Source organism: Brevundimonas basaltis (genome assembly GCF_014202075.1).
Lineage (GTDB): Bacteria > Pseudomonadota > Alphaproteobacteria > Caulobacterales > Caulobacteraceae > Brevundimonas > Brevundimonas basaltis.
This window is the reverse complement of the sequence record NZ_JACHFZ010000002.1, coordinates 48,876-72,291: the sequence shown is the minus strand read 5'-3', so window position 1 is coordinate 72,291 and position 23,416 is coordinate 48,876. Positions and strand designations below refer to the sequence as shown.

Below are 23,416 nucleotides of genomic sequence, written 5' to 3'. Positions count from 1 at the left end.
ATACCGCATGACCGATCAGACCCGCCGCCTCCGCAAGGCCGTCCTGCCCGTCGCCGGTCTCGGCACCCGGGTGCTGCCCGGCACCAAGACCACCCCCAAGGAACTGCTGAACGTCGTCGACCGGCCGATCCTGAGTTACATCGTCGAAGAAGCGCGCGAGGCGGGGATAGAACACATCGTTTTCGTCACCGGGCGGTCGAAGGGGGCGATCGAGGACTATTTCGATCACCAGATCGAGCTGGAGGCCCAGCTCGAGGCCAAGGGCAAGATCGACATTCTCGAGATGATGAACGCCGAGTTGGCCCGGGCCGGGGAGATGAGTTTCACCCGCCAGATGCAGCCCAAGGGGCTGGGCCACGCGGTCTGGTGCGCCCGCGACATCATCGGCGACGAGCCCTTTGCGGTGATCCTGCCGGACGTCATCGTCGACGGCCAGCCGGGCGCGCTGAAGCAGCTGGCCGAGGTCTATGCCGAGACCGGGGGCAATGTCATCGGCGTCGAGCAGGTGCCGGACAGCGAGACCCACAAATACGGCATCGTCGATCCGGACGCCCGCGACGGTCGCCGCATCCGCATGAAGGGGATGGTCGAGAAGCCGCCGCGCGGCGAGGCGCCGTCGAACCTGTCAATCTCCGGACGCTACATCCTGCAGCCGGAGATCTTCGAAATTCTCGAGACCCAGCCGCGCGGGGCTGGGGGCGAGATCCAGTTGACCGACGGCATGGCCCGGCTGATGTCGGACCAGACCTTCACCGCCGTCGAATATGAGGGCGTGACCCACGACTGCGGCGACAAGATCGGCCTGCTGCGCGCCAATGTCGCCCTGGCCCTGAAGCGGCCGGACCTCGGCGATCAGGCCCGCGCGGCCATATCCGCGCTGCTCTAGACAAGTCCGATCCGCGATCGCGGACTGGCCCTGACCCGTCAGCCGCCGGTGCGGGTCGAGGCCTGGCCGGTGACCTTGCAGACGTTGTCCAGGGCCGGCTGACCACTCTGCCGGCCGGTCGGCGACAGGATTCCGCCGCGGGCCTGACAGTCGGCGTTGAGTCGTTGCAGTTCGGTCTCGTAGCGGGACTCGCCCATACCCGAGGCGCAGGCCGACAGGGCGACGGCGAGGGCGGCGGGGGCGGCGAAAAGGACGGCACGCATGGCGTAGCTCCTGGTTAAGCCTGGGATACTATAGAGCCTGAGCGCCGGTTCCGTTCAACGGCCTCGATCAGGCGGTCAAGATCGGCTGGCGAGGACAGGCGGTGGTCGCCGCCTTCCACCAGGTCCAGGGTGACGTCGCCCCCGGTCAGTCGTTCGATCAGGGCCGTCTGGCGACGCCACGGCACCACGTCGTCGGCCCTGCCCTGCAGGATGTGGACGGGCGCCGCGACGGGCAGGGGACCGCGCAGCATCAGCCAGTCGCGCGCCTCCTCGAACATGCGGCGGGTCAGGACGTATTCGCCGATCCCTTCCTCGACCACGAGGGTCTCGCCCTCGCGCAGGATCGCCTGGCGCTCGTGGTCGGCGAGGCCGGGCCACATCAGGTCCTCGGTGAAATCCGGGGCCGGATTGACCAGCACCAGCCCGGCCAGCCTGTCCGGCCGGGCGAGGGCCAGCAGCAGGGCGACCCAGCCGCCCATCGACGAGCCGACCGGCACGACCGGGCCGTCGAGGCTGTCGATCAGGGCGATGGCGTCTTCGCGCCAGCGGCCGATGGTGGCCTGACGCCAGTCGCCGGACGATCGACCATGGGCGAAATGGTCGTAGCGGACATAGTTCCAGCCGCGCTCGCGCGCCGCGACATCAAGAGCCAGCGCCTTGGTCCCTTCCATGTCCGAGCGGAAGCCGCCGATCCAGACCACGGTCGAGCCGGAGCCGTGCACCCGCTTCAGGGCCAGGTGTTCCCCGTCCGGCCGGGCCAGCTGTTCCACGTCGTCCATCGGCGTCCCTCTCGCGCAATCGGTTCGGGACTGATAGCGAACGACCGCAAGCGAAGCGAAGGCCAATCCGCGTGTCCGAACCCAGGGTCCTGTTCGTCACCTCCAACCGCATCGGCGACTGCGTCATCTCCTCGGGGGTGATCCGCGAGATCGGCCGCCAGCTGCCCGGGGCCCGGATCACCGTCGCCTGCGGCCGTCCGCCCGCGCCCTTCTTCCGGTCTGCGCCGGGGGTCGAGCGGGTCATCATCCTCGACAAGAAGAAGTTCGCCGGACACTGGATCGACCTGTGGAAACAGGTGTGGCGGACCCGCTGGGACATGGTCGTCGACATCCGCGGCTCGGCGCTGGCGTTTCAGGTTCGGGCGAACAGGCGGCGGGTCTATCACCGGGGTCTGGAGACCGGCGCGCCGAAGGTGGAGATCGTCACCCGCCTGATGCAGGCGGCGCAAACCCTGGAACCCGAACTGTTCATCGACGATCAGGCCCGGCGCCAGGCGGCGGCGGTCATCGATCCGCAGCTGGAGACCGCCCCCGGCCCGATCCTCGCCCTGGCCCCGATCGCGCACCAGCCGGGCAAGAGCTGGCCGGCGGACCGGTGGGGCGCGCTGGTTGAAAAACTGAAGGCGGAGCCGCGCTTCGACGGCTGGCGCTTTATGCTGGTCGGCGGTCCGGGCGACCATCCGCCCGCCGCGCCGGCGCTGGCGGCGGCGGGGATGCGGGGCATCGATTTCGTCGGCAAGGGCGACATCCTCGCCTCGGCGGCGGCGATCGACCGGGCGGCCCTGTTCGTCGGCAACGATTCCGGCCTGATGCACGTAGCCGCCGCCGCCGGCCGGCCGACGCTGGGCCTGTTCGGCCCAACCGAATGGTGGCTGTACGGCCCGTGGGGACCGAAGACCCGCACCGTGGCCTCCAACGAGACGCGCGGCGAGTTCGCGCCGATCGAAGCGCTGACGGTCGAGCACGTTTTCGAGGGGGTGCTGAACCTGCACGACGCCTTCATCGGCGCCCAGACCGCCGCCAAACCTTGAAGAACCGGGCGTTCGCGGTCATATAGGGCCGCTTGAGGGGAACGCCGCGATCCATGGCGCGCTCCCTCATGCCAACCGATTTCGTCCACTTGCAAGGAAACGACGCCCATTCGCCGTCCGATGAACCAGCCGCCCGTCAAGGACGGGCCGCCCATGAACCAGGATATCCGCGCGCCGCGCGTTCTGCTGATCGACCAGAACGGCGAAAAGCAGGGCGTCATGCCCACGTCCGCCGCGCTGGAGGCCGCCGAAGAGGCCGGCATGGACCTGGTTCAGATCGTCTCCACGTCGGAGCCCCCGGTCTGCAAGATTTTGGACTACGGCAAATTCCGCTTCCAGGAGCAGAAGAAGAAGGCCGAGGCGCGCAAGCGCCAGAAGGTCGTTGAGCTGAAGGAAATCAAGCTCCGGCCGAACATCGACACCCACGATTACGAGGTGAAGGCCAAGGCCATGCACCGCTTCTTCGACGAAGGTGACAAGGTCAAGGTGACGCTGCGCTTCCGCGGCCGCGAGATGGCCCACCCGGAGCTGGGCATGAAGCTGCTCAACAAGGTCCAGGCCGACTTTGACGAGGTCGCCAAGGTCGAATATGCGCCGCGCATGGAAGGCCGTCAGATGATCATGATCCTGGCTCCGAGATAGGCACTCGATCCGATCGAATACCGAACGCCCCGGCCGCCCTGGCCGGGGCGTTTTTCGTTTGCGGCGACGTGGTCCCTTGCGTGCGATGGCCGACTGACGGACAGATCGCGCCTCCGCCGCCCGGACAGCCGCCGTGACCCTGACGCCCGCCGCTTCCAAACCCACGAGATCGGCCCTCGCGGTCCTGTTCGGGGTGGTGTTCATCAATCTGGTCGGCTTCGGCATCGTCATTCCGTTGCTGCCCTTCTACGGTCAGACCCTGGATGCGCCGCCGTGGCAGGTGGCGATGATGTTCTCGGCCTATTCGCTCGGCCAGTTCGTGGCGGAGCCGTTCTGGGGCCGGCTGTCGGACCGGATCGGGCGCAAGCCGGTGCTGCTGATGACGGTGCTGGCCAACGCCGCCGGCTATCTGGCCCTGGCCTTCGTCCCGAACATCTGGCTGGCCATCGCGGTGCGGCTGTTCACCGGGCTCGGAGCCGGCAACATCTCGACCGTTCAGGGCTATGTCGCCGACGTGACCCCGCCGGAACTGCGCGCCGGGCGGATGGGGCTGATCGGAGCAGCCTTCGGACTCGGCTTCATCTTCGGCCCCGGGCTGGGGGGAATTCTGACCCGGCCTGACCTCGGCGCGCTGGGGTACCAGCTGCCCATCTTTGTCGCGGCCGGGCTGTGCCTGTTGGCCGCGCTGGGCATCGTCGTGCTGCTGAAGGAGAGCCGGGCCGCCGCCGATCCGGCCGCGCCGCGCCCGCCCTTCCTCGGCGGCGTACACGACGCCGTGGCCAATCCGGTGGTGTCCCGCGTGCTGCTGGTGACCCTGATCTACATGGCGGGTTTCTCGGGCATGGAGTCGACCTTCGGCTTCTGGACCGAGGCCCGCTACGGCTGGGGCGCGCGCGAGGTCGGGTTGGCCTTCATGGCCGTGGGCGTGGTGTCGGTGGTTGGACAGGGGTTGCTGGCCGGTCGTCTGGCCCGCCGCTTCGGCGAGGCGCGGGTGCTGGCCGCCGGCTGTCTGATCTTCGGGACGGGGCTGGCCGGGCAGGTCGTGGCCAGCCGCCTGCTGCCCGCTCAGGACTTCCTGGTGCCGGTCATCATGGCCTTCAGCGCCTTCGGCATGGCGATCACCATGCCCAATATCTCCGCCCTGATCTCGCGCTCGGTCGATCCCGATCGGCAGGGCGCCATGCTGGGGCTGAATATGGCCGCCAGTTCAAGCGCCCGCATCTTCGGCCCGATTGCGGCGGGAGCAGTCTTCTCCGGCGTGGGGCACGACTGGCCCTTCCTGATCGGCGCCGCCCTGACGATTCCGGCGGCGGTCATGGCGATCAACGCCGGCCGGGCGTTTCGCCTCCGCCAGCAATCGCCGGCGCTGCAGGCGGCCGAATAGACAAGCTCGCGTTTGACGCTTGGCTCTGTGAGCGGAGGCCCTTAGGGTTGCGCCAGTCAACAGTGGGGGCGCTGCCTTGTCCGTTCGTAATCTCTGCATCGCCGTGGCGGCCGCCTCGGCGACATTCCTTGGCGGGTCGGTCGCGGCCCAGGCGCAGCCGGCGCCCATCGAGGCCTACGCCGCGATGCCCGCGATCGAGAGCGTCTCCGTCTCTCCCGACGGCTCGACCTTGGCCTATATCCGCCGCAGTCCCGATGGCGACACCGTCGTCGCCCAGGCCCGGACGGGAGAGGCTCTCGTCACCATCGACATCAGCGATCGCGTCGCCCGCGGGGTGTTCTGGGCGTCACCCGACCATGTGGTGATCCAGAGCACGGTGCAGGAAAAGCTGGCCTACACGACCACGGTTCAAGACTATGTGCAGCTGGACATCGTCAATGTCCGCACCCGGCGGGTAGCCCGGGCTCTGCGCAGCGCCGACCGCGGCATCCTGACCGCGAGCTTCGGCCCGGCGACCGTCGGCACATATCGTGGACAGCCGGTGCTGTATCTGCGGACGATCACCGTCGAGAAGAACGCCTACACCTACGATGTCTACCGGGTCGATCTGGACGACGGCCGTGGACGTCTGCACCAGACCGGGGCGGAGGATACGAGCAGCTATGTCATCCGGCCGGACGGCGAAATCCTGGCGCGCACCACCTATAACTCGACGTCCGGCTCGTGGCGGTTGCTGGCTCGCCGGGGCGGCAACTGGACCGAACTACTGTCCCGCCGCTCCCTGCTGGACCGCCCCGCCATCCTCGGCTTCGGACGCAGCGACGAGACGGTCCTGCTAAGCGAAGATCGGGAAGACGGCCCGGTGCTGGTTGAGATCAGTCTCGCCGACGGCTCCGAGGTTATGCAGCACGACAACATCGGCGCGGACAGTATCGTCCGCGACGGCGCCGGCCACATGGTCGGGATCGCCCGCCAGGGACTGACCCGCTCCTACAGCCTGTTCGATCCCGTCCACCAGGCCAACTGGGACCGGTTGGTGCAGGGTCTGGCGGGGCGCGAACTGTTCCTGACCGATGGCGACGACGATCTCAGCGTGATGGTGTTCCGTGCCGAAGGGGCTGGAGAGCCGGGTTCGGTCTATCTGTTCGATGCAGAGCGGCAGAGCGTCAATCTGATCGGGCGCGAGTACCCCGGGTTGGCCGCGGCCGACGTCGCCGAGGTCAGCGCAATCCGCTATCAGGCGGAGGATGGGCTCGACCTCATAGCCTACCTGACCAAGCCGACTGGCCGGGAGGCGCGCAATCTGCCGCTGATCGTCCTGCCTCACGGCGGTCCGGCGGCGCGCGACGAAGCCGGCTTCGATTGGTGGGCCCAGGCGCTGGCCGCGCGCGGCTATGCCGTGCTGCAGCCGCAGTTCCGGGGCTCCGAGGGCTTGGGCGTGCCGCTGCTGGAGGCCGGCTACGGGGAGTGGGGCCGCAAGATGCAGAGCGACCTGGCCGACGGCGTCAAATATCTGGCCGACGCCGGGATGATCGACCCGTCCCGCGTCTGCATCGTGGGCGCAAGCTACGGCGGCTATGCGGCGCTGGCGGGCATGACGATCGACGAAGACGTCTATCGCTGCGCCGTTTCGGTCGCGGGCATCTCCGATCTGACGGAGTTCCTTACGGTCGAACGCCGTCAGGGCGGTCGCTCGCGGTTTAATGAAGGTCTGCGTTACTGGCAGCGCTTCATGGGCGTCACCAGCGAGAGCGATCCCTCGCTGGCCGAGCGCTCGCCGGCCCAGCTGGTGTCGAGGATCAAGGGCCCTGTGTTGTTGATCCACGGCCGCGATGACACCGTCGTGCCGTTCGAACAAAGCACGATCATGGAGCGCGCCATGCGCCGCGCCGGCAAGGACGTGGAACTGGTCGCGCTGGACGGCGAGGATCACTACCTGACCTTCCCGGCCACCCGCCGGCGGATGCTGACCGAGACCATCGAATTCCTCGAAGCGCACAATCCGCCGCGCTGAGGCGTTTCTCTTGCCATCGGGGCCCGCTTCGACTAGAAGCCGCGCCTTCGCGTACCGAACCGCCGGGCGAACAGGCATGCCTGGGCGGTTCTCAATCAGGGTCTACCTTCCCCATGGGCTCAAGTAGCCGATCGGCGGTAGCCCACTCAAAACGAGAGTGAAAATGCCGAAACTGAAGACGAAGTCGGGCGCCAAGAAGCGCTTCAAATTCACGGCGACTGGCAAGGTGAAAGCCGGCGTGGCGGGCAAGCGGCACCGCTTGATCAGCCACAACAGCAAATACATCCGCCAGAACCGCGGCACCCAGGTGATGGCCGACGCCGACGCCAAGAAGATCAAGTCCTACATGCCGTACGCCTGAGGGCGCGCCGCACCACGACCTGATCCACCGCATCGAATTTGAACATCGTCCCTCAAGCAGCGAGGCCCCGCAGGCCGAGCGGTAGGGACATCCGAAGGAAAACATCATGGCTCGCGTCAAAAGGGGCGTTACGTCCCACGCCAAGCACAAGAAGGTTCTGAAGCAGGCGAAGGGCTTCTACGGCCGCCGCAAGAACACCATCCGCACCGCCAAGGCCGCGGTCGACCGCGCCGGGCAGTACGCCTACCGCGACCGCCGCACCAAGAAGCGCAACTTCCGCGCCCTGTGGATCCAGCGCATCAACGCCGCCGCGCGTCTGGAAGGCTTCACCTACAGCCAGTTCATCCACGGCCTCGGCCAGGCCGGCATCGAGCTGGACCGCAAGGTCCTCGCCGCCATGGCCGCCGACGAAGCCGCCTTCAAGGCGATCGCCGACAAGGTCCGCGGCGCGCTGAAGGCCGCTTAAGCTTTTTCCGGCGACGGAAGACGCAAAAGCCCTCCGGTCATGCCGGGGGGCTTTTTGCCTTGCGCCTTAGCCGCTAGACGAAAGCCGACATGACAGACCTCGCCCAGCTTGAACTCGATTTGATCAACGCCATCGGCGGCGCGGAAACCGCCGCAGCGGTCGAGGAATTGCGCGTGTCGGCCCTGGGCAAGTCGGGTTCGATCTCGGGGCTGCTCAAGGGTATGGGGGCGATGAGTCCCGACGAACGGCGCGAGCGGGGCCCGGTGATCAACGGACTGCGCGACCGGGTGCAGGCGGCCCTGGCCGCCCGCAAGGCCGAGCTGGAAGCCGCGGAACTCGACGCCCGGTTGAAGGCCGAGCACGTCGACCTGACCCTGCCGCCGCGACCGCGCCGCAAGGGCTCGGTCCATCCGACCATGCAGGTCATGGACGAGATGATCGCCCTTTTCGCCGACATGGGTTTCGCGGTGGCTGAAGGGCCGGACATCGAGGACGACTTCCACAATTTCACCGCCCTGAACTTCCCGCCCAAGCATCCGGCGCGGGAGATGCACGACACCTTCTTTCTGACGCCCGATCCCGGGACCGGCGAGCGCAAGGTGCTGCGCACCCACACCAGCCCGGTGCAGGTGCGGACCATGATGACCCAGAAGCCGCCGATCCGGATCATCGCCCCGGGCCGCACCTTCCGGAAGGACAGCGACGCTACCCACACGCCAATGTTCCATCAGGTCGAGGGTCTGGTCATCGACCGCGGCGTGCACATGGGCCATTTGAAGTGGACGCTGGAAACCTTCGTCGCCCGCTTCTTCGAGGTCGACGATATCGACGCCCGATTCCGGCCGCACCATTTCCCGTTCACCGAACCCTCGGCCGAGATGGACATCCGCTGCGACCGCTCCGGCGGTGAGCTGAAGCTGAACCAGGGCGACAGCTGGATGGAGATTCTCGGCTGCGGCATGGTCCACCCGAACGTGCTGAGGAACTGCGGCATCGATCCGGACGAGTATCAGGGTTTCGCCTTCGGCATGGGCGTCGACCGGCTCGCCATGCTGAAATACGGCATCCCCGACCTGCGCCCGATGTTCGAGGGCGACACCCGGTGGCTGGCCCACTACGGCTTCTCCGCCTTCGCGGCGCCCAACCCTGCAAGCGGATTGTCCTGATGGCTGAACCGACACCCACCAGATCCGCGGAGCAGCGCGAGGTCGACCCCCTGGCGACCGAGATCAGCGGCGGCCATTTCGCCCTGTTTGATCTGTACCGCGCCAATATTCAGAACGGCGGCGGGGCGATCCTCGAGGGCCGCACCTTCAGCGACTGCTTCATCGAGGGGCCGGCGGTGATGCTGGTACTCGAAGGCACGCATTTCGAGGGCGTCAATTTCGGCCCGACCGGCGGCGACCTGCGCAACATCCTGTTCCGCCCGATGAGCGGCCAGCGGGCCATCGGCGCCGTGCCGGTGCGCAACTGCACTTTCAGGAACTGCCAGTTCCACACCCTCGGCATCACCGGAAGCGACGACCTGCTGCAGATGCTGGTCGACCAGGTCGCCTCCGCCGGATAGCCACAGACCGAGTATCGGGAAACCGCACCATGACCGACCAAACCGCCGCCCCCGCCGGGGACATGTCCGCCGAAGAGGCCGCCGGCCGCGCCCTGGTGGCCCGCACCACGTTCGAGAAGGAAGCCGTCTGGCTGCCTTCGCTCGCCGTCCAGCACTGGAACGCGGGCCAGATGGCCATCGACGGCAAGACCTTTACCGACTGCGTCATCGAGGGTCCGGCGGTGATGGCCGTGATGCACGGCACCGGCTTTGAAAGCTGCGCCATGGGCACGACGACGGACATCCGGACCCTGCTCTATCGCCCGCTCAGCGAGACGAAGATGGCCGGCTTGGTCGGGATGTCGAACTGCCGTTTCGTGCGCTGCCGCTTCGTTCAGATCGGCTTCACCGGCTCCGACGCCGTGCTGGAAGAGCTGCTGGGCGGCGTCAAAACCCTATCGGAGCTGGCGGCCGACGCGGGGGAGCCGTCGGCGTGAAATTCACCCTCTCCTGGCTGAAGGAGCATCTCGAGACGGACGCGGAGATCGCCGAGGTCGCCGAGGCCATGACCATGGCCGGGCTCGAGGTCGAGGACGTCCACGATCCGGTCGCGGCCCTGGCGCCCTTCACCGTGGCCCGGATCGTCTCGGCCGAGCGGCATCCGAATGCCGACCGCCTGCAGGTCTGCCAGGTCGACACCGTCGACGGCCTGAAAGAGATCGTCTGCGGCGCGCCCAACGCCCGCGCCGGCCTGACCACCATCTACGCCCCCATCGGCGCCTGGGTGCCCGGCCTCGGGGTGACCCTGGTCGAGAAGCCGGTGCGCGGCGTCGTCTCCAACGGCATGCTGTGTTCGGCTGCGGAGCTTGAGCTTGCTGGCGAGAGCGACGGCATTCTGGATCTGGCGGACGATCTGAAGGTCGGGACCCCCGCCGCCGGCGTGTTCGGGGCCGAGCCGGTGATCGATTTCGAAGTCACCCCCAATCGCGCCGATTGGCTCGGCATGGCCGGCATCGCCCGCGATCTGGCCGCTGCCGGTCTCGGCCGGCTGAAGACCCCCGACATCCAGCCGGTGCCGGGAACCTTCCCGTCGCCGATCACCGTGCGCATCGAGGCGCCGGAGATGTGCCCGGTGTTCGCCGGGCGCTTGATCCGCGGCGTCAAGAACGGCCCCTCGCCCGAGTGGCTGCAGCGGCGGCTGACCGCCATCGGCCTGCGCCCGATCAACCGGCTGGTCGATGTCACCAATCTGGTCGCCTACGACCGCTGCCGGCCCCTGCACGTCTATGACGCCGCCAAGCTGGTCGGGAGCGAGATCGTGGTGCGCGGCGGCCAGGTGTCCGAGGGCGCCGAACACATCGCGGCCGGGACGCACGAACATCTGATCGCCCTGGACGGCAAGACTTACGCGGTCGATCCGGCCATGTGCGTCATCGCCGACGCCGCCGGAGAGCGGCCCATCGGCCTGGGCGGCGTGATGGGCGGCGAGTCCACCGGCTGCGCCGACGAGACCGTCGACGTCTTTGTCGAATGCGCCTGGTTCGATCCTCTGGTCACGGCCCAGACCGGCCGGACCCTGACGCTGACCTCCGACGCCCAGTACCGTTTCGCGCGCGGCGTCGATCCGGCCTCCGTGGTCCCGGGCCTCGAGCTGGCCACGCGGTTGATCCTCGACCTGTGCGGCGGCGAACCGTCCGAGATCGTGGTGGCAGGCGAAGGTCCGGCCAGCCCGGCCGCCTTCGCCTTCGATCCCGCCCGCGTCGGCGCCCTGACCGGCCTGTCGCTGGCTGACGACCGCATCGCCGAAATCCTCAGCCAACTCGGCTTCGAGATCGCGCGCGGCTCCCCCTGGACCGTCACCCCGCCGTCGTGGCGGCGCGACGCCGAGGGCCCGGCCGATCTCGTCGAGGAGGTCGCCCGCATCGAGGGTTACGGCAAACTGCCCTCGACCCCGCTGCCCGACCTGGGCGCGCCGTCGAAGGGCGTGCTCAATCCGCGTCAGGCGCGGGTCCGCGCCGCCCGGCGGGCGCTGGCCGCCATGGGTTATGCCGAGGCCGTCACCTGGTCCTTCACCAAACAATCGACCGCGGCCCTGTTCGGCGGCGGCGACGACCGTCTGCGGGTCGAGAACCCGATCGCCGCCGATCTGGACTGCATGCGGCCCTCGGCCCTCGCCAATCTGATCCAGGCGGCGGCGCGCAACGCCGACCGCGGCCACCCCGACGCCGCCCTGTTCGAGATCGGCCCGATCTATCTCGACGACAGCCCGACCGGCCAGCGCACCGTCATCGCCGGCCTCGTGGCCCCGCGGGCGCCGCGTCACTGGAGCGGCGGGGCCGAGGACGCCCTGTTCGCGCTGAAGGGCGACCTGATGGCCCTGCTCGACGCCTTGGGCGCCCCGACCGCCTCGCTGCAGCTGGTCCAGGGCCAGAACCGCGACTGGTGGCACCCCGGCCGCTCGGCCCGGCTGCAGCTCGGCCCGAAGAATGTGATCGTGGAGTTCGGCGCCCTGCACCCGCGCGTGCTCAAGGCGCTCGACGCTGACGGCCCCATGCTGGCCTTCGAGATCGTGCTCGACGCCGTGCCCGAACCGCGCGGCAAGGCGACCAAGGCGCGCGGCGCCGCCTCTCTGGCCCCGCTGATGCCCCTGACCCGCGACTTCGCCTTCGTGGTCGAGGACGGCAAGGCCACGGGCGACCTCGTTCGCGCCATCGCCGGCGCCGACAAGACCCTGATCACCGACGTCCGCGTCTTCGACGTCTACCGCGGCGCCGGCGTGGCTGAGGGCATGAAGTCGGTGGCGCTGGAAGTCGTCATCCAGCCCCGCGACGCCACCCTGACCGAGGCCGAGATCGAGGCCCTGTCGTCGAAGGTCGTGGCGGCGGCGGGGAAGGTGGGGGCGGTGCTGCGGGGGTGAGGCTCGCGCGAGCGGAACTCCCGCGCCATCCAACCGTAACCCCGGCGCGAGATTGATCGTCGCCGGCGCCAAATAGGATGCCAGGCATTTATGGGGATGGGAGGGCTATCCGTGATCGTATCCGAGCGCCACAACGTTCAGCTTAGCGGCTCCGGCAGCCGCGCGATGATGTTCGCCCATGGATTCGGGTGCGACCAGAATATGTGGCGCTTCGTGGCGCCCGCCTTCGAGGACCGTTTCAAAGTCATTCTGTTCGACCAGATCGGCGCCGGCGGTTCCGATTTGAACGCCTATGAGCCAGCCAGATACGCGAGCCTCGACGGCTATGCCGACGACGTCGTCCGGTTGGCGGAGGAGCTGAATGTCCGCGATGGCGTGTTTGTGGGGCATTCGGTCAGCGCCATGATCGGCCTCCTGGCCGCCAAGCGGGCGCCTCACCTGTTCAGCGATCTCGTCATGGTCGGCCCCTCGCCGCGCTATATCGACGAAGAAACGGGTGGGTATGTCGGAGGATTCTCCGAGGGCCAGATTCACGAGCTGCTGGATTTTCTCGACAACAATCACATGGGCTGGTCCCAGGCCATGGCCCCGGTCATCATGGGAAATGCGGACCGGCCAGAGCTCGCTGACGAGCTGACCAACAGCTTCTGTCGAACGGATCCGGAAATCGCAAAGGCCTTCGCCCGTGCCACCTTTCTGTCCGACAGCAGGGCGGACCTTGCCGACTTCCCGGTCCGGACGCTGGTGATGCAATGCACTGACGACGTGATCGCGCCGCAGAGCGTGGGCGAGTACGTGCACGCCGCCTTGCCCAATAGCGAGTTCGTGCTTCTGGAAGCGACCGGTCACTGCCCCAATCTGAGCGCGCCGGAAGAGACGATCGCCGCGATTCAAGCCTTTGTCTGAGGCGATGGGGGCGCAGGAGCACGAGGTCACAAGCGACACCGAGGCGCTGTTCGAGGACGCACCGTGCGGCTACCTTATCGCCGATGAAACCGGCCGAATCATCCGGGCGAACCGGACGTTGGCGGAGTGGCTGTCCCAGAAAGCTGGCGATTTCGAGGGCCGCCGCTTCTCGGATCTCCTGAACATCGCAGGCAAGATCTACTACGAAACCCACTTCGCCCCGCTGCTGCGGATGCAGGGGTTTTTCCACGAGGTCGCCCTCGACCTGGTCCGCCCCGGCCAGGACCCTTTGCCGGTGCTCGTCAATGCGGCGGAGCGGGCGTCGGACGGAGGAGCGCGGCGGATCGTTATCACCGTATTCAACGCCACGGACCGCCGTCGGTACGAACGGGAACTGCTGGAGGCGCGCCGCGAGGCGGAAGCGGCGTCTTCGGAATTGCACCAGCTCAACCTCACTTTGGAGGCGCGGGTCGCGGAAGCGGTCAGCGAGCGCCTCAAGACCGAGGAGGCGCTCCGGCAGGCTCAGAAAATGGAAGCGGTGGGCCAGCTTACCGGCGGGGTGGCCCATGACTTCAACAATCTGCTGACGGTGATCCTTGGCGGTCTGGAGACGGTCAGCCGTCAGGTGTCCGGGGATCCGACCCCCGAAGCTCGGCGAAAGATCGAGCGAGCGGTGGCGATGGCCACCCACGGGGCCCAGCGAGCGGCCACCCTGACCGCGCGGCTACTGGCCTTCGCCAGACGGCAGCCGCTGGACCCCAGACCCGTCGATGCTGGACGACTGGTCACCGGACTGGCGGATTTGCTCCAGCGAACGCTCGGCGAGGCCGTTGCCTTCGAAACCGTCTCGGGCGCGGGACTCTGGCCCACCAACGTCGATTCCGCGGAGCTCGAAAACGCTCTGGTCAATCTGGCGGTCAACGCTCGTGACGCCATGCCTGAGGGTGGCCGCTTGACCATCGAAACCGGCAACGCCTTCCTCGACGAGGACTATGTCGCGTCGATCGTGGAGCCGGTTAGGGCGGGCCAATATGTGCTCATAGCCGTCACCGACACCGGGACGGGAATGGCCGCCGACACAGTGAGCAAGGTCTTTGAACCCTTCTTCACGACCAAGGAAGCCGGGCGCGGCACGGGGTTGGGGCTCAGCCAGGTCTACGGCTTCGTGCGGCAATCGGGCGGTCATATCCGTATCTACAGCGAGCTCGGTCACGGAACGACCATCAAGATCTATCTGCCGCGGAGCGATGGCGCTCTGCCCGAGATCGCCACGACCGCCGAGAAACCGCCCTCCGCCGGCGGTTATGAAAAAATCCTGCTGGTGGAAGACCACGATGATTTGCGCGCCTACAGCGTGGGCGTCCTCGAGGAGCTGGGCTACGAGGTCCTCGAGGCGTCCAACGGACGGGCCGCCCTGGAAGTACTCCAGTCCCACAACGACATCGCGCTGTTGTTCACGGACGTGGTCATGCCCGACGGTATCAATGGCCGTCAGCTGGCGGATGAAGCGGTTCGGCGCCGCCCCGGCATCAAGGTGCTCTACACCACCGGCTATACGCGTAATGCGATCGTTCACAACGGGACGCTGGACGCCGGGGTGAACCTGATCAGCAAGCCGTTCACCTTCCGGGAACTGGCCGACAAGGTGCGCCGCGTTCTCGACGCCTGACCGACGACCGGGCAACCTCCCGTTAACCTTGCCGCCGCAAGGCTGACTCAAAGACCGGTGACGGTGCCCGCCAGCGCCCGCGCGAGTCGGGCGGACCGTCCCCGCCTCCGGAGCCATCGCCATGCATCGTCGCCAGTTGATCCTTTCCGGTCTCGCCGCCACCGCCGGCGCCTCGGCCCTGTCAGCCTGCGCCACCGCGCCCGCAGCCGATCCCAACTATCCGATCCGCTCGGACCGGGAGGCCCAGGCCTACAGCGCCGACGAACTGATCGCCGCCGGGTCACGCGAGCTGGGCATCGCCGCCGAGGCCCTCGGCGCCGCCATCGAGCGCATCTTCGCCGACCAGGGCGACCGCCCGACCGCCTATATCGCCGGCGAGGAGGGCTCGGGCGCCGCCGGCGTCGGCCTGCGCTACGGCCGCGGGGCCCTGCACATGAAGGATCTGTCGGCCTCGCAGGAGGTGTTCTGGCAGGGTATTTCGATCGGCTGGGACGTCGGCGGCAACGCCAGCCGCGTGTTCACCCTCGTCTACGGGCTCTACCACCCCGACATGATCTACCGCCGCTACCCCGGCGTGGAGGGCTCGGCCTATCTGGTCGGCGGCGTGGGCGTGAACTACCAACGCGCAGACGGCATCGTGCTGGCCCCGATCCGCACCGGCGTCGGCCTGCGCCTCGGCGCCAACGTCGGCACCATGGCGTACAGCCGCCAGCGCAACCTGCTGCCGTTCTGATCCTCTCCGCCGTCACCCTCGGGTCAGGCCCGAGGATGACGGCGTCAGGGAAGGGTTGCGGATATGTCGGTTGTGGCCCATGTCCCGGGGCCCGGTGTCGCGGATGTCTCGCCCGGAATGTATCGGGTGATTGTCGCCTATGTCCCGGCGTCGGCAAGCATGGCTTCCAATCCTTCCCGCCACGTCGGATACCTCGGACGCCAGCCGAGTTCGGCCTTGGCGCGGGCGTTCGAGAGGCGTTTGGAATCCCGGTAGAACCGGCGCATGGCGTCCGACACCGACGGATCGTCCAGATCGACCTCGGGCGGCATCGGCAGGCCCAGCCGTCGCGCCGCCCCCTCCATCACCACATCGGCCGGCGACGGCTCGTCGTCGCACAGGATGTAGGCGGCGCCGGGGCGGGGCCGGGCCATCGAGGCGAACAGGCCCGCGACCACATCATCGACGTGCACCCGGTTGAACACCTGGTCCGGCTTGCGGACGATCCGGGCCGTGCCGTCGCGCAGCCGGTCCAGCGGCGACCGGCCGGGACCGTAGAGGGCGGGCAGGCGAAAGATCTGCACCGTCAGCCCCATGCCCTGTCCGGCGTCGAGCCAGTCGCGCTCGGCCCGCACCCGGCGCGCACCCTGAAGGCTGGCGGCGTTCAGGGCGTCGTCCTCCACGGCCCAGCCGCCGGCCCGGTCGCCATAGACCGCGGTCGAGGACACATAGCCGATCCAGTCGGGGAAGGCGCCGGTGCGGGTGAGAGACGGGACGAGGCGATTCAGGCCGGGGCAGCCGTCGGCTCCCGGCGGGGCGGTGACGAGCAGGGCGGTCGCCGCGCGAACGGCGGCGTCGAGCGCGACATCGTCGGTGGGATCGATGGCCCCGAAACCCTCGGCCTCGAGCACCCGGCGGGTTTCTGGATCGCGGCTGGTCAGGACTGCGGTCCCGCCCCGGCGCACCGCTTCCCGCGCCGCCGCCCGGCCCAGCCAGCCGCCGCCGAAGATCAGCAGGTCTGAAGGAGCGGCCCCGGCCTCCATCCGGTGGGATCAGGCCGACAGGACGCGGACGGGCGCGGGGGCGCCGGTCGGCGGCGCGACCACGACGGGGTCGCCCTTCAGCGCCTCCGCCCGCTTGCTGTTCCAGCTGGAGACGCAGGGCACCTTGGTCAGGTCGGCGCGATGGGCGTAACGACGGGCGATCTCGGCGACGTCCTGCATCAGGCCCTCGGCCAGGGTGATCGGCTGCAGCCCCAGTTCGCGGAACTGGTCGTTGGCCACGACCAGCTCGTTCTCGTCGGCTTCCTGGCGGGGGTTCGGCACGTTGTGGACCTCGGCGCCGGTCATGTCGGAAATCATGGCGGCGAGGTCGCGGACCCGCCGGCTCTCGGTCATCTGGTTGAGGATCTTGACCCGCTCGCCTGACTTCGGCGGATTCTTCAGCGCCAACTCGACGCAGCGCACGGTGTCCTGAATGTGGATGAAGGCCCGCGTCTGCCCGCCGGTGCCATGGACGGTGAGGGGGTAGCCGACCGCCGCCTGCATCAGGAAGCGGTTCAGCACCGTGCCGTAGTCGCCGTCGTAGTCGAAGCGGTTGATCAGGCGCTCGTCCTGGCGGGTCTCTTCCGTCTGGGCCCCCCAGACGATGCCCTGGTGCAGATCCGTGATCCGGACGCCGTCGTTCTTGGCGTAGAACTGGAACAGCAGGGCGTCCTGGGTCTTGGTCATGTGATAGATCGAGCCCGGGTTGGGCGGGAACAGGATCTCCTGCTCGGCCGGGCCGAAGTCGGTATCGACCGTGACCTTCAGATAGCCTTCCGGGATGCGCAGCCCGGCCGTGGTGTAGCCATAGACGCCCATGGTCCCGAGGTGGGCCAGATGGACGTCAAGCCCGCTCTCGACGATCGCCGCCAGCAGGTGGTTGGTGGCGTTCAAGTTGTTGTCAACGGTATACAATTTGTGCCGCGCCGACTTCATCGAATAGGGCGCGGCGCGCTGTTCGGCGAAGTGGACGACACTGTCCGGCCTCCACTCGCGGATCAGGGAGACGAGGCGGTCGAACTCCTTGCCGACCGTCATGTTGACGAAGTCGACGGTCCGGCCCGAGACCTCCTTCCACGCAGCGATGCGCTCGCCCATGGTGCGGATCGGGGTCAGCGACTGGACCTCCAACTCGTTGTCGATGTTGCGGCGGCTGAGATTGTCGACGATGCAGACGTCCCAGCCTTGTGCCGACAGGTGCAGGGCCGTGGGCCAACCGCAGAATCCGTCGCCGCCCAGAACCAGTACGCGCATCCGTCCATCCCTCGTCATGACTGTCATCCTGCCTAGCCGATGGGGCCGGCGGGGCAAAGCCCGAGCATCCAACGCGCGAGCGCGGCGTACGGGCTCAGGCGCCGGTCCGGGCGCGCCAGGCTTCGCGGCTCTGGCCCCAGCGGTCGACGCGCACGGCCTCGAACGGCGGCGGCAGCCGGGTTGGGCCGAGGTTGCGTGATCCCAGCCGCTCGGCCAGTCGCTGCGACGGGGTGTTGTCCGGGTCGATGCAGTGAATGACCTCGGTCCAGCCAAGGGCATCGAAGGCGAAATCGATGGTCGCCGCAGCCGCCTCGAGGCCATAGCCCTTACCCTGGGCGTCCGGGTGCAGGCCCCAGCCGACCTCCGTGCCGGGCCAGCCCAGCGGCGTCCACGGGCCGACGCGGCCCAGCCACAGGCCGGTGTCCCGCTCGACCAGCGAGAACATGCTCACCCCCGTCAGGCTCCAGGCGCCGGCCATGGTCATGAAGCCACGCCAGGCCGACGCGGCCGGCTGCGGCCCGCCGAGGAATTTCGCCGCCTCGGGGTCGGCCATCATCTCCGCCCAGCGCGGGAAGTCCTCCATCACCGGCGGCCGCAGGGTCAGACGGGCGGTCTCGATCACAGCCAATACTCCTGTTCCAGTTGGTAGCGGCTGCCGTCCTGGGTCAGTACGCTGGACCACAGACCGAACCGGTCGGTCCGGATCGGCGGCGACTTCAGCAGATTGTGCCCGACGATCCACGCCCCGATCCGGTCCGGATTGGTCTGCGGTTTCAGATAGGCCAGCGTCACATGCGGGCGGTAATCGCGTTTCTCCATAACCACCCCGGCTCGCTCGCCGGCGGACCGGCAGCGTCCGGCCAGCACGGACAGCCGCTCGTTGGCCTCGACGCCCGCCCAGAGGCTGTGGCTGCGATGGTCGTCGCCGAAGGCGCCGACGCCGCTCAGGCTGAACTCGAACGGCCCGCCCCGGGCGGCGCGACCCAGTTCGGCGGCCAGATCGTCGGCGCGGCGCTCCTCCATCTCCCCATAGAAGGCCAGGGTCAGGTGCAACTGGTCCCGCGTCCGCCACTTGGCGCCCGGCAGGCCCGACTGACGGCGCTCCAGCGTGTCGGCGATATCCTCGGGGATCGACAGGGCGGTGAACAGCCGGATCATGCGACCGTTCGTAGCGGCTGAAACCCGACCGCCCAAGTCCGGTTTTCCTTGCGTATGGGAGAACCGGCCCCGATATTTGACCGGACAGCCGGGATCATCCCGGCGAACAAGGAGATCGAACTCGCGATGAGCGACTTCAACAACGGCTACGCCCGGCCTATTCCGCAGTCTGGCGACATGTCGGTGGACGCTGGCCTGCGCGGTTTCATGCTGGGCGTTTACAACAAACTGGCCATCGGCCTCGCCGTGGCGGGCACCCTGGCGCTCGTGACCGGCAATGTGCCGGCGGTGACGGAGCTGCTCTGGGTCCAGACCCCCAACGGCTTCGGCGTCACCATGCTGGGCATGATCGTCCAGTTCCTGCCGCTGGTGCTGATTTTCGGCTCGATGTTCTTCATGAAGAACCCGACCGCGGGCGGCGTGAACCTGCTGTACTGGGCTGTCGTGGCCTCAATCGGGGCGTCGCTGGGTTTCGTGTTCCTGCGCTACACGGGCTCCAGCGTGGCCTCGACCTTCTTCGTCACGGCGGCCGCCTTCGGCGCTCTGAGCCTTGTCGGCTACACGACCAAGAAGAACCTGACCGGCATGGGCAGCTTCCTGATCATGGGTGTGATCGGCCTGGTCATCGCCATGGTGGTCAACATGTTCCTGCAGTCGCCGATGATGCATTTGATCATCAGCGGCCTCGGCGTGCTGATCTTCTCGGGCCTGATCGCCTACGACACCCAGCGCCTGAAGATGACCTATTACGCGCTCGGCGGCGACAAGGCGGCCATGGGCGTGGCGACGGGCTTCGGCGCCCTGAGCCTGTTCATCAACTTCATCAACCTGTTCCAGTTCCTGCTCGCCTTCATGGGCGGCAGTCGGGACTAGGTCGGCGCAAAGGCCGAAGAAAAGGCCCGGAGCGATCCGGGCCTTTTTCTATTCCACGACGCTGAAGCGGCGGCTGTCGAACACGCGCAGCACCTGCGGCAGTTCGCGGCCCCGGCGCAGCACCACGCCGCCCTCGCCGATCACCGCCCACTGGCCCTGTTTCAAACGGAGCGCGGGGCGCTTCTCGATGCGGTAGGCGGGGGCATCGCCCGAGCGGCGAAAGACGGCGAACTCGGCGACATCGCGATGGCCGGCCATGGCGTAGTCGCGCCACTCGCCCGCCGCTACCATCCGCCCGTAGACCTTCAGGATCAACTCCAGTTCGCGCCGGTCGAAGAACACCGGGCCGGGCGCGGACTGAAATTCAGCGGCGTCGCTCATGGTTCGAGGTTAGGCGGCTCGTCCGGAAACGCCAGCGTTTATAGCCGGCCCCGATCGGATGACCGACGTGTCCCGAACGCCACTCGATGAAGAAATCGCCCGGAACACGAAATCGCCGCCGTTCCGCCCATCGTCCGCCCCCTTGGGAGGCGACACCTGATCCATCGGCTCGTCGGAGTCCGGAGCGATCCCGGATCCTGAACAGCCCCCCCAGCCCCCCTGGATCACTCCATCAAGGGCTCCGGCGGGTCGATGCTTCCTCCAAGCGAGACGCCCGCTCAGCCACCCTCCCCCCTCCGGCCGAGCGGGCGTTTTGCTGTCCGGCGTCTGGCGCCCGCGGTCAGGGCAGGATGATTTCGACCGCTTCCCCGCCCCGCATCACCGACAGGGTGCGCTGACCGCCTCCGTCGAGGGCGCGACCGAGACCGTCCAGATCGGTCACCGGGCGGTCGTCGACGAGGCGGATCAGGTCACCGGCCTGCAGACCCGCGCCGGCCGCGACGGAGCCGCCCTCGACCGCGAAGACCTGGGGACCGTCGGCGCCGGCCCGGGCGCTCAAGCCGCGCGCGACCACGACCCCGGACCCGATCACCACCGGGCGGTCGCCCGGGGCCTCGACGGTCAGCGTCGCCCGGCCCTCGCGGCCGTCGCGCAGATAGATGACCTGAACCTGGGTTCCGGGCTGGGCGATGCCGATGGTCGCCGCCACCGTGCCCGCGTTGGAGACCGGCCGGTTCTGGATGCGGGTGACGACGTCGCCGCGCCGCAGGCCGGCGGCCTCGGCGGATGAACCCGGCGCCACGCTCTCGACCACCGCGCCGCGAACGATGCCGAGGCCGAAATCGCGCGAGCGCTCGGCGTTGAGCGAGCCGAGAATGGCGCCGGTTGAGCCGCGTCTGACCTCGCCGACGGTGCGAAGCTGGCCGACGACATACATCAGGATACGGCTGGGGACGGCGAAGGCGATGCCGTCATTGCCGCCGCCGCCGCCCGACAGGATCGAGGTATTGATGCCGATCAGCCGGCCCCGGCTGTCCAGCAGCGGACCGCCTGAGTTGCCCGAGTTCACCGCCGCGTCGGTCTGGATATAGTCCTCAATCCGGTCGCCCATGCCCGACCGTCCGAGGCCCGAGATCACGCCCATGGTCAGGGTCTGGTCGAGGCCGAGCGGATAGCCGACGGCGAAGGCGAGGTCGCCGGTGCGCAGCTGGTCGGAATCGACCACCTCGATCTCCGACAGGCCGGAAGCGTCGAACTTCAGCACCGCGAGATCGGTCGCCTTGTCCGTGCCGACCAGGACCGCGTCGAAGATGCGGCCGTCGGTCAGGTCGACGGTGAATTTCCGCCCGCCTTCGACGACATGGTTGTTGGTGACGACAATCCCCTCGCGGGCGTCGATGATGGCGCCGGAGCCGCTGGAGATCGGCCGGGGCTCGTTCTCGCCCGAACTGGGCCCTTCCGACTGGCCGAGGGTGGTGACCTGGACCACCGCGGGCAGGGCCTGTTCGAGACCTTCGGCGAAGCTGAACACCCCTCGCCGGGAGTCATACGGGATCGGCCCCTGTGGCGTGGACTGGGCCGCGGCCCCGGTCGCGCCCAGCAGCGGAATCGCCATGGCCAGCGCCAGGATCGACAGGCCGTTTGCCCGATTGGTGGAACGCCGCATCGCCAGTCCCCTGTGGTTGTCGCGAGCCTAGCGCGAGAAACGCGCTGTGACGACAGCCCCCGGAGCGGCGTCATCGACGGTCATGGACGCGCCGTGTCGTTTCAGTATCGCCCGCACGAAGGCCAAACCCATGCCGTGGCTTTCCCGCGCCTCTCCGGCGACGTCAGGGGCCGGTCGCCGATCAGGCGAGAAGCCCGGGCCCTGATCGGCGACCGACAGCACCGGACCGCCGTCGCGCAGCCCGGCGGTCAGGGTCACCGCCCCGCCCTCGGGAGAGAATTTGACTGCGTTGTCGACCAGGTTGGTCACGGCCCGCTGCAGCAGGGAGCGGACCCCCAGCACAGCGGCCGGCTCGCTCTCTACCCGGATGGAGACGCCGCGCTCTTCGGCCAGCGGCTGGTAGAGATCGGCCGCCTGCGCCGCCAATTCGTCCAGCCGCACGCTCTCGAACACCCAAGCCTCGCCGTCCCGCAACGCCATCGCCTCGTTCATCGAGCGGGAAATCTGCGCCAGGTCGGCGCGGGCCTCGTCCACCAGTCTGCGCGCCTCCGGGGTCGTCGCCGCTGAGCGGAGCTTTTCAAGACGGACCGAGGCCCGGGCCAGCGGCGTCCGGAAATCGTGGGCCAGCTGGTCGGCGGAGTCGCGCAGCCAGCTGAGCAGTTCGTCGAGCCGGTCAAGCGTCAGGTTCACCTGGCCGGTAAGCTCCGTGAGCTCCGGGGCGAGGGCGGTTTCCGGGGCGCGGAGCGAGAAGTCGCCGACGGCGGCGCGATCCAGCGCACGACTGACCTCGGCCACGGCGGCGGTGAGGCGGCGGCGGGCCACGGCGGCGGCGGCCAGGCCGATGACCAGCAGCAGCAGGCCGGTTCCGATCACCGCCGCCACCGCCCAGCCCCAGGCGTCGCCCGAGCGGTCGACCACCCGGCCAACGGCGATGTCCAGCGCCCCGAACGTACGCCGAACCACCACTACCTCGACCGCCCGCGACGGGCACAGGTCGCCCGGTCCCAGCCGCACCACATGGACGTCCTCGCCCAGTCGCCCGGCGCGCTCGCTTCTCGCCGTTTCCAGCGCCGCCAGACCGGCGGGCTTGCCGACGGGCGCCCGGATGAAACGCACCCCGGCGCCGCCCCGGCCGGTGCGGCAGGTTTCCTCCAGCGTGCGGGCCTCCCGGGCCGGTCCGTCCTGGAAGGCGCTAAGCCAGGCCGAGAGCCACGCCGCGTCGGCCTCGGTGAGCTGGTCCGCCGACAGGCTGGCCTCCGAGCCGAGCTTCGAGACCATGGCGCCGTAGTCGTCGAGCGCGGCCAGCGCCGCCTTCTCGCGCTGATCCATGCGCACCGCCGCCCCGGTGATCAGCAGCGAACCGGACAGGGCCAGCGCCGCCAGCACGCCCATGGCCGCCGCCAGCTGGGTCGAGGTCCGCCGCGCCAGCCAGCCTCTCGGGCCCGGGGATCGCGCCGCCATCCCG

General features: G+C 68.5%; 24 protein-coding genes. 15 read left to right on the top strand and 9 right to left on the bottom strand.

Annotated elements, in window-relative coordinates:
* Positions 1 to 7 precede the first annotated feature (7 nt).
* Positions 8 to 886: a UTP--glucose-1-phosphate uridylyltransferase GalU gene (galU, locus tag HNQ67_RS04800; RefSeq protein ID WP_183252931.1), complete on the top strand. Its 879-nt coding sequence runs from the start codon at positions 8 to 10 to the stop codon at positions 884 to 886.
* A gap of 38 nt (positions 887 to 924) precedes the next feature.
* Here galU and HNQ67_RS04795 read toward each other — a convergent pair whose 3' ends face one another.
* Together HNQ67_RS04795 and HNQ67_RS04790 are read right to left on the bottom strand one after the other, a co-directional pair.
* Positions 925 to 1,149, bottom strand: coding sequence for a hypothetical protein (locus HNQ67_RS04795; RefSeq protein ID WP_183252929.1), 225 nt, complete (start codon positions 1,147 to 1,149; stop codon positions 925 to 927).
* A 14-nt stretch (positions 1,150 to 1,163) separates the two neighbouring features.
* Positions 1,164 to 1,928, bottom strand: a complete 765-nt coding sequence (locus HNQ67_RS04790; RefSeq protein ID WP_183252927.1) for an alpha/beta fold hydrolase — start codon at positions 1,926 to 1,928, stop codon at positions 1,164 to 1,166.
* Positions 1,929 to 1,999: 71 nt separating this feature from the next.
* Between HNQ67_RS04790 and HNQ67_RS04785 the strand changes: the two genes are divergently transcribed.
* The 13 genes from HNQ67_RS04785 (at position 2,000) to HNQ67_RS04725 (ending at position 15,597) form a co-directional block, all read left to right on the top strand.
* Positions 2,000 to 2,959, top strand: a complete 960-nt coding sequence (locus tag HNQ67_RS04785) for a glycosyltransferase family 9 protein (RefSeq protein ID WP_183252925.1) — start codon at positions 2,000 to 2,002, stop codon at positions 2,957 to 2,959.
* A gap of 120 nt (positions 2,960 to 3,079) precedes the next feature.
* The gene (gene infC, locus HNQ67_RS04780; protein ID WP_183252923.1) at positions 3,080 to 3,601 is read left to right on the top strand and encodes a translation initiation factor IF-3; all 522 of its coding nucleotides are present in this window, start codon (positions 3,080 to 3,082) and stop codon (positions 3,599 to 3,601) included.
* Positions 3,602 to 3,734: 133 nt separating this feature from the next.
* Positions 3,735 to 4,985: an MFS transporter gene (locus tag HNQ67_RS04775; RefSeq protein WP_183252922.1), complete on the top strand. Its 1,251-nt coding sequence runs from the start codon at positions 3,735 to 3,737 to the stop codon at positions 4,983 to 4,985.
* Between the two features lie 76 nt (positions 4,986 to 5,061).
* Complete coding sequence (locus HNQ67_RS04770; RefSeq protein WP_183252920.1) at positions 5,062 to 6,999, top strand: alpha/beta hydrolase family protein; 1,938 nt, start codon at positions 5,062 to 5,064, stop codon at positions 6,997 to 6,999.
* Between the two features lie 163 nt (positions 7,000 to 7,162).
* Positions 7,163 to 7,360 carry a 50S ribosomal protein L35 gene (gene rpmI, locus HNQ67_RS04765; RefSeq protein ID WP_183252918.1) on the top strand — a complete coding sequence of 66 codons (198 nt, stop codon included), beginning with the start codon at positions 7,163 to 7,165 and terminating at the stop codon, positions 7,358 to 7,360.
* Between the two features lie 106 nt (positions 7,361 to 7,466).
* Positions 7,467 to 7,826 carry a 50S ribosomal protein L20 gene (gene rplT, locus HNQ67_RS04760; RefSeq protein WP_183252916.1) on the top strand — a complete coding sequence of 120 codons (360 nt, stop codon included), beginning with the start codon at positions 7,467 to 7,469 and terminating at the stop codon, positions 7,824 to 7,826.
* Between the two features lie 89 nt (positions 7,827 to 7,915).
* On the top strand, positions 7,916 to 8,992 hold the full coding sequence (gene pheS, locus HNQ67_RS04755) for a phenylalanine--tRNA ligase subunit alpha (RefSeq protein ID WP_183252914.1): 1,077 nt from the start codon (positions 7,916 to 7,918) through the stop codon (positions 8,990 to 8,992).
* Positions 8,992 to 9,393 (top strand): hypothetical protein, encoded by a 402-nt coding sequence (locus HNQ67_RS04750; protein WP_183252912.1) that lies wholly within the window; start codon positions 8,992 to 8,994, stop codon positions 9,391 to 9,393. Before pheS ends, HNQ67_RS04750 begins: the two co-directional genes overlap by 1 nt.
* A gap of 29 nt (positions 9,394 to 9,422) precedes the next feature.
* Complete coding sequence (locus HNQ67_RS04745; protein ID WP_183252911.1) at positions 9,423 to 9,869, top strand: hypothetical protein; 447 nt, start codon at positions 9,423 to 9,425, stop codon at positions 9,867 to 9,869.
* Complete coding sequence (pheT, locus tag HNQ67_RS04740; RefSeq protein ID WP_183252909.1) at positions 9,866 to 12,289, top strand: phenylalanine--tRNA ligase subunit beta; 2,424 nt, start codon at positions 9,866 to 9,868, stop codon at positions 12,287 to 12,289. The genes HNQ67_RS04745 and pheT overlap by 4 nt, the downstream gene beginning before the upstream one ends.
* 111 nt (positions 12,290 to 12,400) lie before the next feature.
* A complete protein-coding gene (locus tag HNQ67_RS04735) occupies positions 12,401 to 13,195 on the top strand; it encodes an alpha/beta fold hydrolase (RefSeq protein ID WP_343054818.1) in 795 nt (264 codons plus the stop codon).
* A gap of 4 nt (positions 13,196 to 13,199) precedes the next feature.
* Positions 13,200 to 14,864, top strand: a complete 1,665-nt coding sequence (locus tag HNQ67_RS04730; protein ID WP_183252907.1) for a PAS domain-containing hybrid sensor histidine kinase/response regulator — start codon at positions 13,200 to 13,202, stop codon at positions 14,862 to 14,864.
* A 121-nt stretch (positions 14,865 to 14,985) separates the two neighbouring features.
* Complete coding sequence (locus HNQ67_RS04725; protein ID WP_183252906.1) at positions 14,986 to 15,597, top strand: DUF1134 domain-containing protein; 612 nt, start codon at positions 14,986 to 14,988, stop codon at positions 15,595 to 15,597.
* A 137-nt stretch (positions 15,598 to 15,734) separates the two neighbouring features.
* Here HNQ67_RS04725 and HNQ67_RS04720 read toward each other — a convergent pair whose 3' ends face one another.
* From HNQ67_RS04720 to thpR, 4 genes are all read right to left on the bottom strand, one after another.
* Positions 15,735 to 16,619 (bottom strand): Rossmann-fold NAD(P)-binding domain-containing protein, encoded by an 885-nt coding sequence (locus HNQ67_RS04720; protein ID WP_183252904.1) that lies wholly within the window; start codon positions 16,617 to 16,619, stop codon positions 15,735 to 15,737.
* 9 nt (positions 16,620 to 16,628) lie between these two features.
* The gene (locus HNQ67_RS04715) at positions 16,629 to 17,873 is read right to left on the bottom strand and encodes an NAD-dependent epimerase/dehydratase family protein (protein ID WP_183252902.1); all 1,245 of its coding nucleotides are present in this window, start codon (positions 17,871 to 17,873) and stop codon (positions 16,629 to 16,631) included.
* A 94-nt stretch (positions 17,874 to 17,967) separates the two neighbouring features.
* A complete protein-coding gene (locus HNQ67_RS04710; RefSeq protein WP_343054817.1) occupies positions 17,968 to 18,495 on the bottom strand; it encodes a GNAT family N-acetyltransferase in 528 nt (175 codons plus the stop codon).
* Positions 18,492 to 19,031 carry an RNA 2',3'-cyclic phosphodiesterase gene (gene thpR / locus HNQ67_RS04705; protein WP_183252899.1) on the bottom strand — a complete coding sequence of 180 codons (540 nt, stop codon included), beginning with the start codon at positions 19,029 to 19,031 and terminating at the stop codon, positions 18,492 to 18,494. Before thpR ends, HNQ67_RS04710 begins: the two co-directional genes overlap by 4 nt.
* A 126-nt stretch (positions 19,032 to 19,157) precedes the next feature.
* Between thpR and HNQ67_RS04700 the strand changes: the two genes are divergently transcribed.
* The gene (locus HNQ67_RS04700; RefSeq protein WP_183252897.1) at positions 19,158 to 19,904 is read left to right on the top strand and encodes a Bax inhibitor-1/YccA family protein; all 747 of its coding nucleotides are present in this window, start codon (positions 19,158 to 19,160) and stop codon (positions 19,902 to 19,904) included.
* Between the two features lie 48 nt (positions 19,905 to 19,952).
* Here HNQ67_RS04700 and HNQ67_RS04695 read toward each other — a convergent pair whose 3' ends face one another.
* From HNQ67_RS04695 to HNQ67_RS04685, 3 genes are all read right to left on the bottom strand, one after another.
* Positions 19,953 to 20,285, bottom strand: coding sequence for a DUF2794 domain-containing protein (locus tag HNQ67_RS04695; protein WP_183252895.1), 333 nt, complete (start codon positions 20,283 to 20,285; stop codon positions 19,953 to 19,955).
* 340 nt (positions 20,286 to 20,625) lie between these two features.
* Positions 20,626 to 21,951: a trypsin-like peptidase domain-containing protein gene (locus tag HNQ67_RS04690; RefSeq protein WP_183252893.1), complete on the bottom strand. Its 1,326-nt coding sequence runs from the start codon at positions 21,949 to 21,951 to the stop codon at positions 20,626 to 20,628.
* A gap of 27 nt (positions 21,952 to 21,978) precedes the next feature.
* On the bottom strand, positions 21,979 to 23,412 hold the full coding sequence (locus HNQ67_RS04685) for a sensor histidine kinase (protein ID WP_183252891.1): 1,434 nt from the start codon (positions 23,410 to 23,412) through the stop codon (positions 21,979 to 21,981).
* Positions 23,413 to 23,416: the final 4 nt, after the last annotated feature.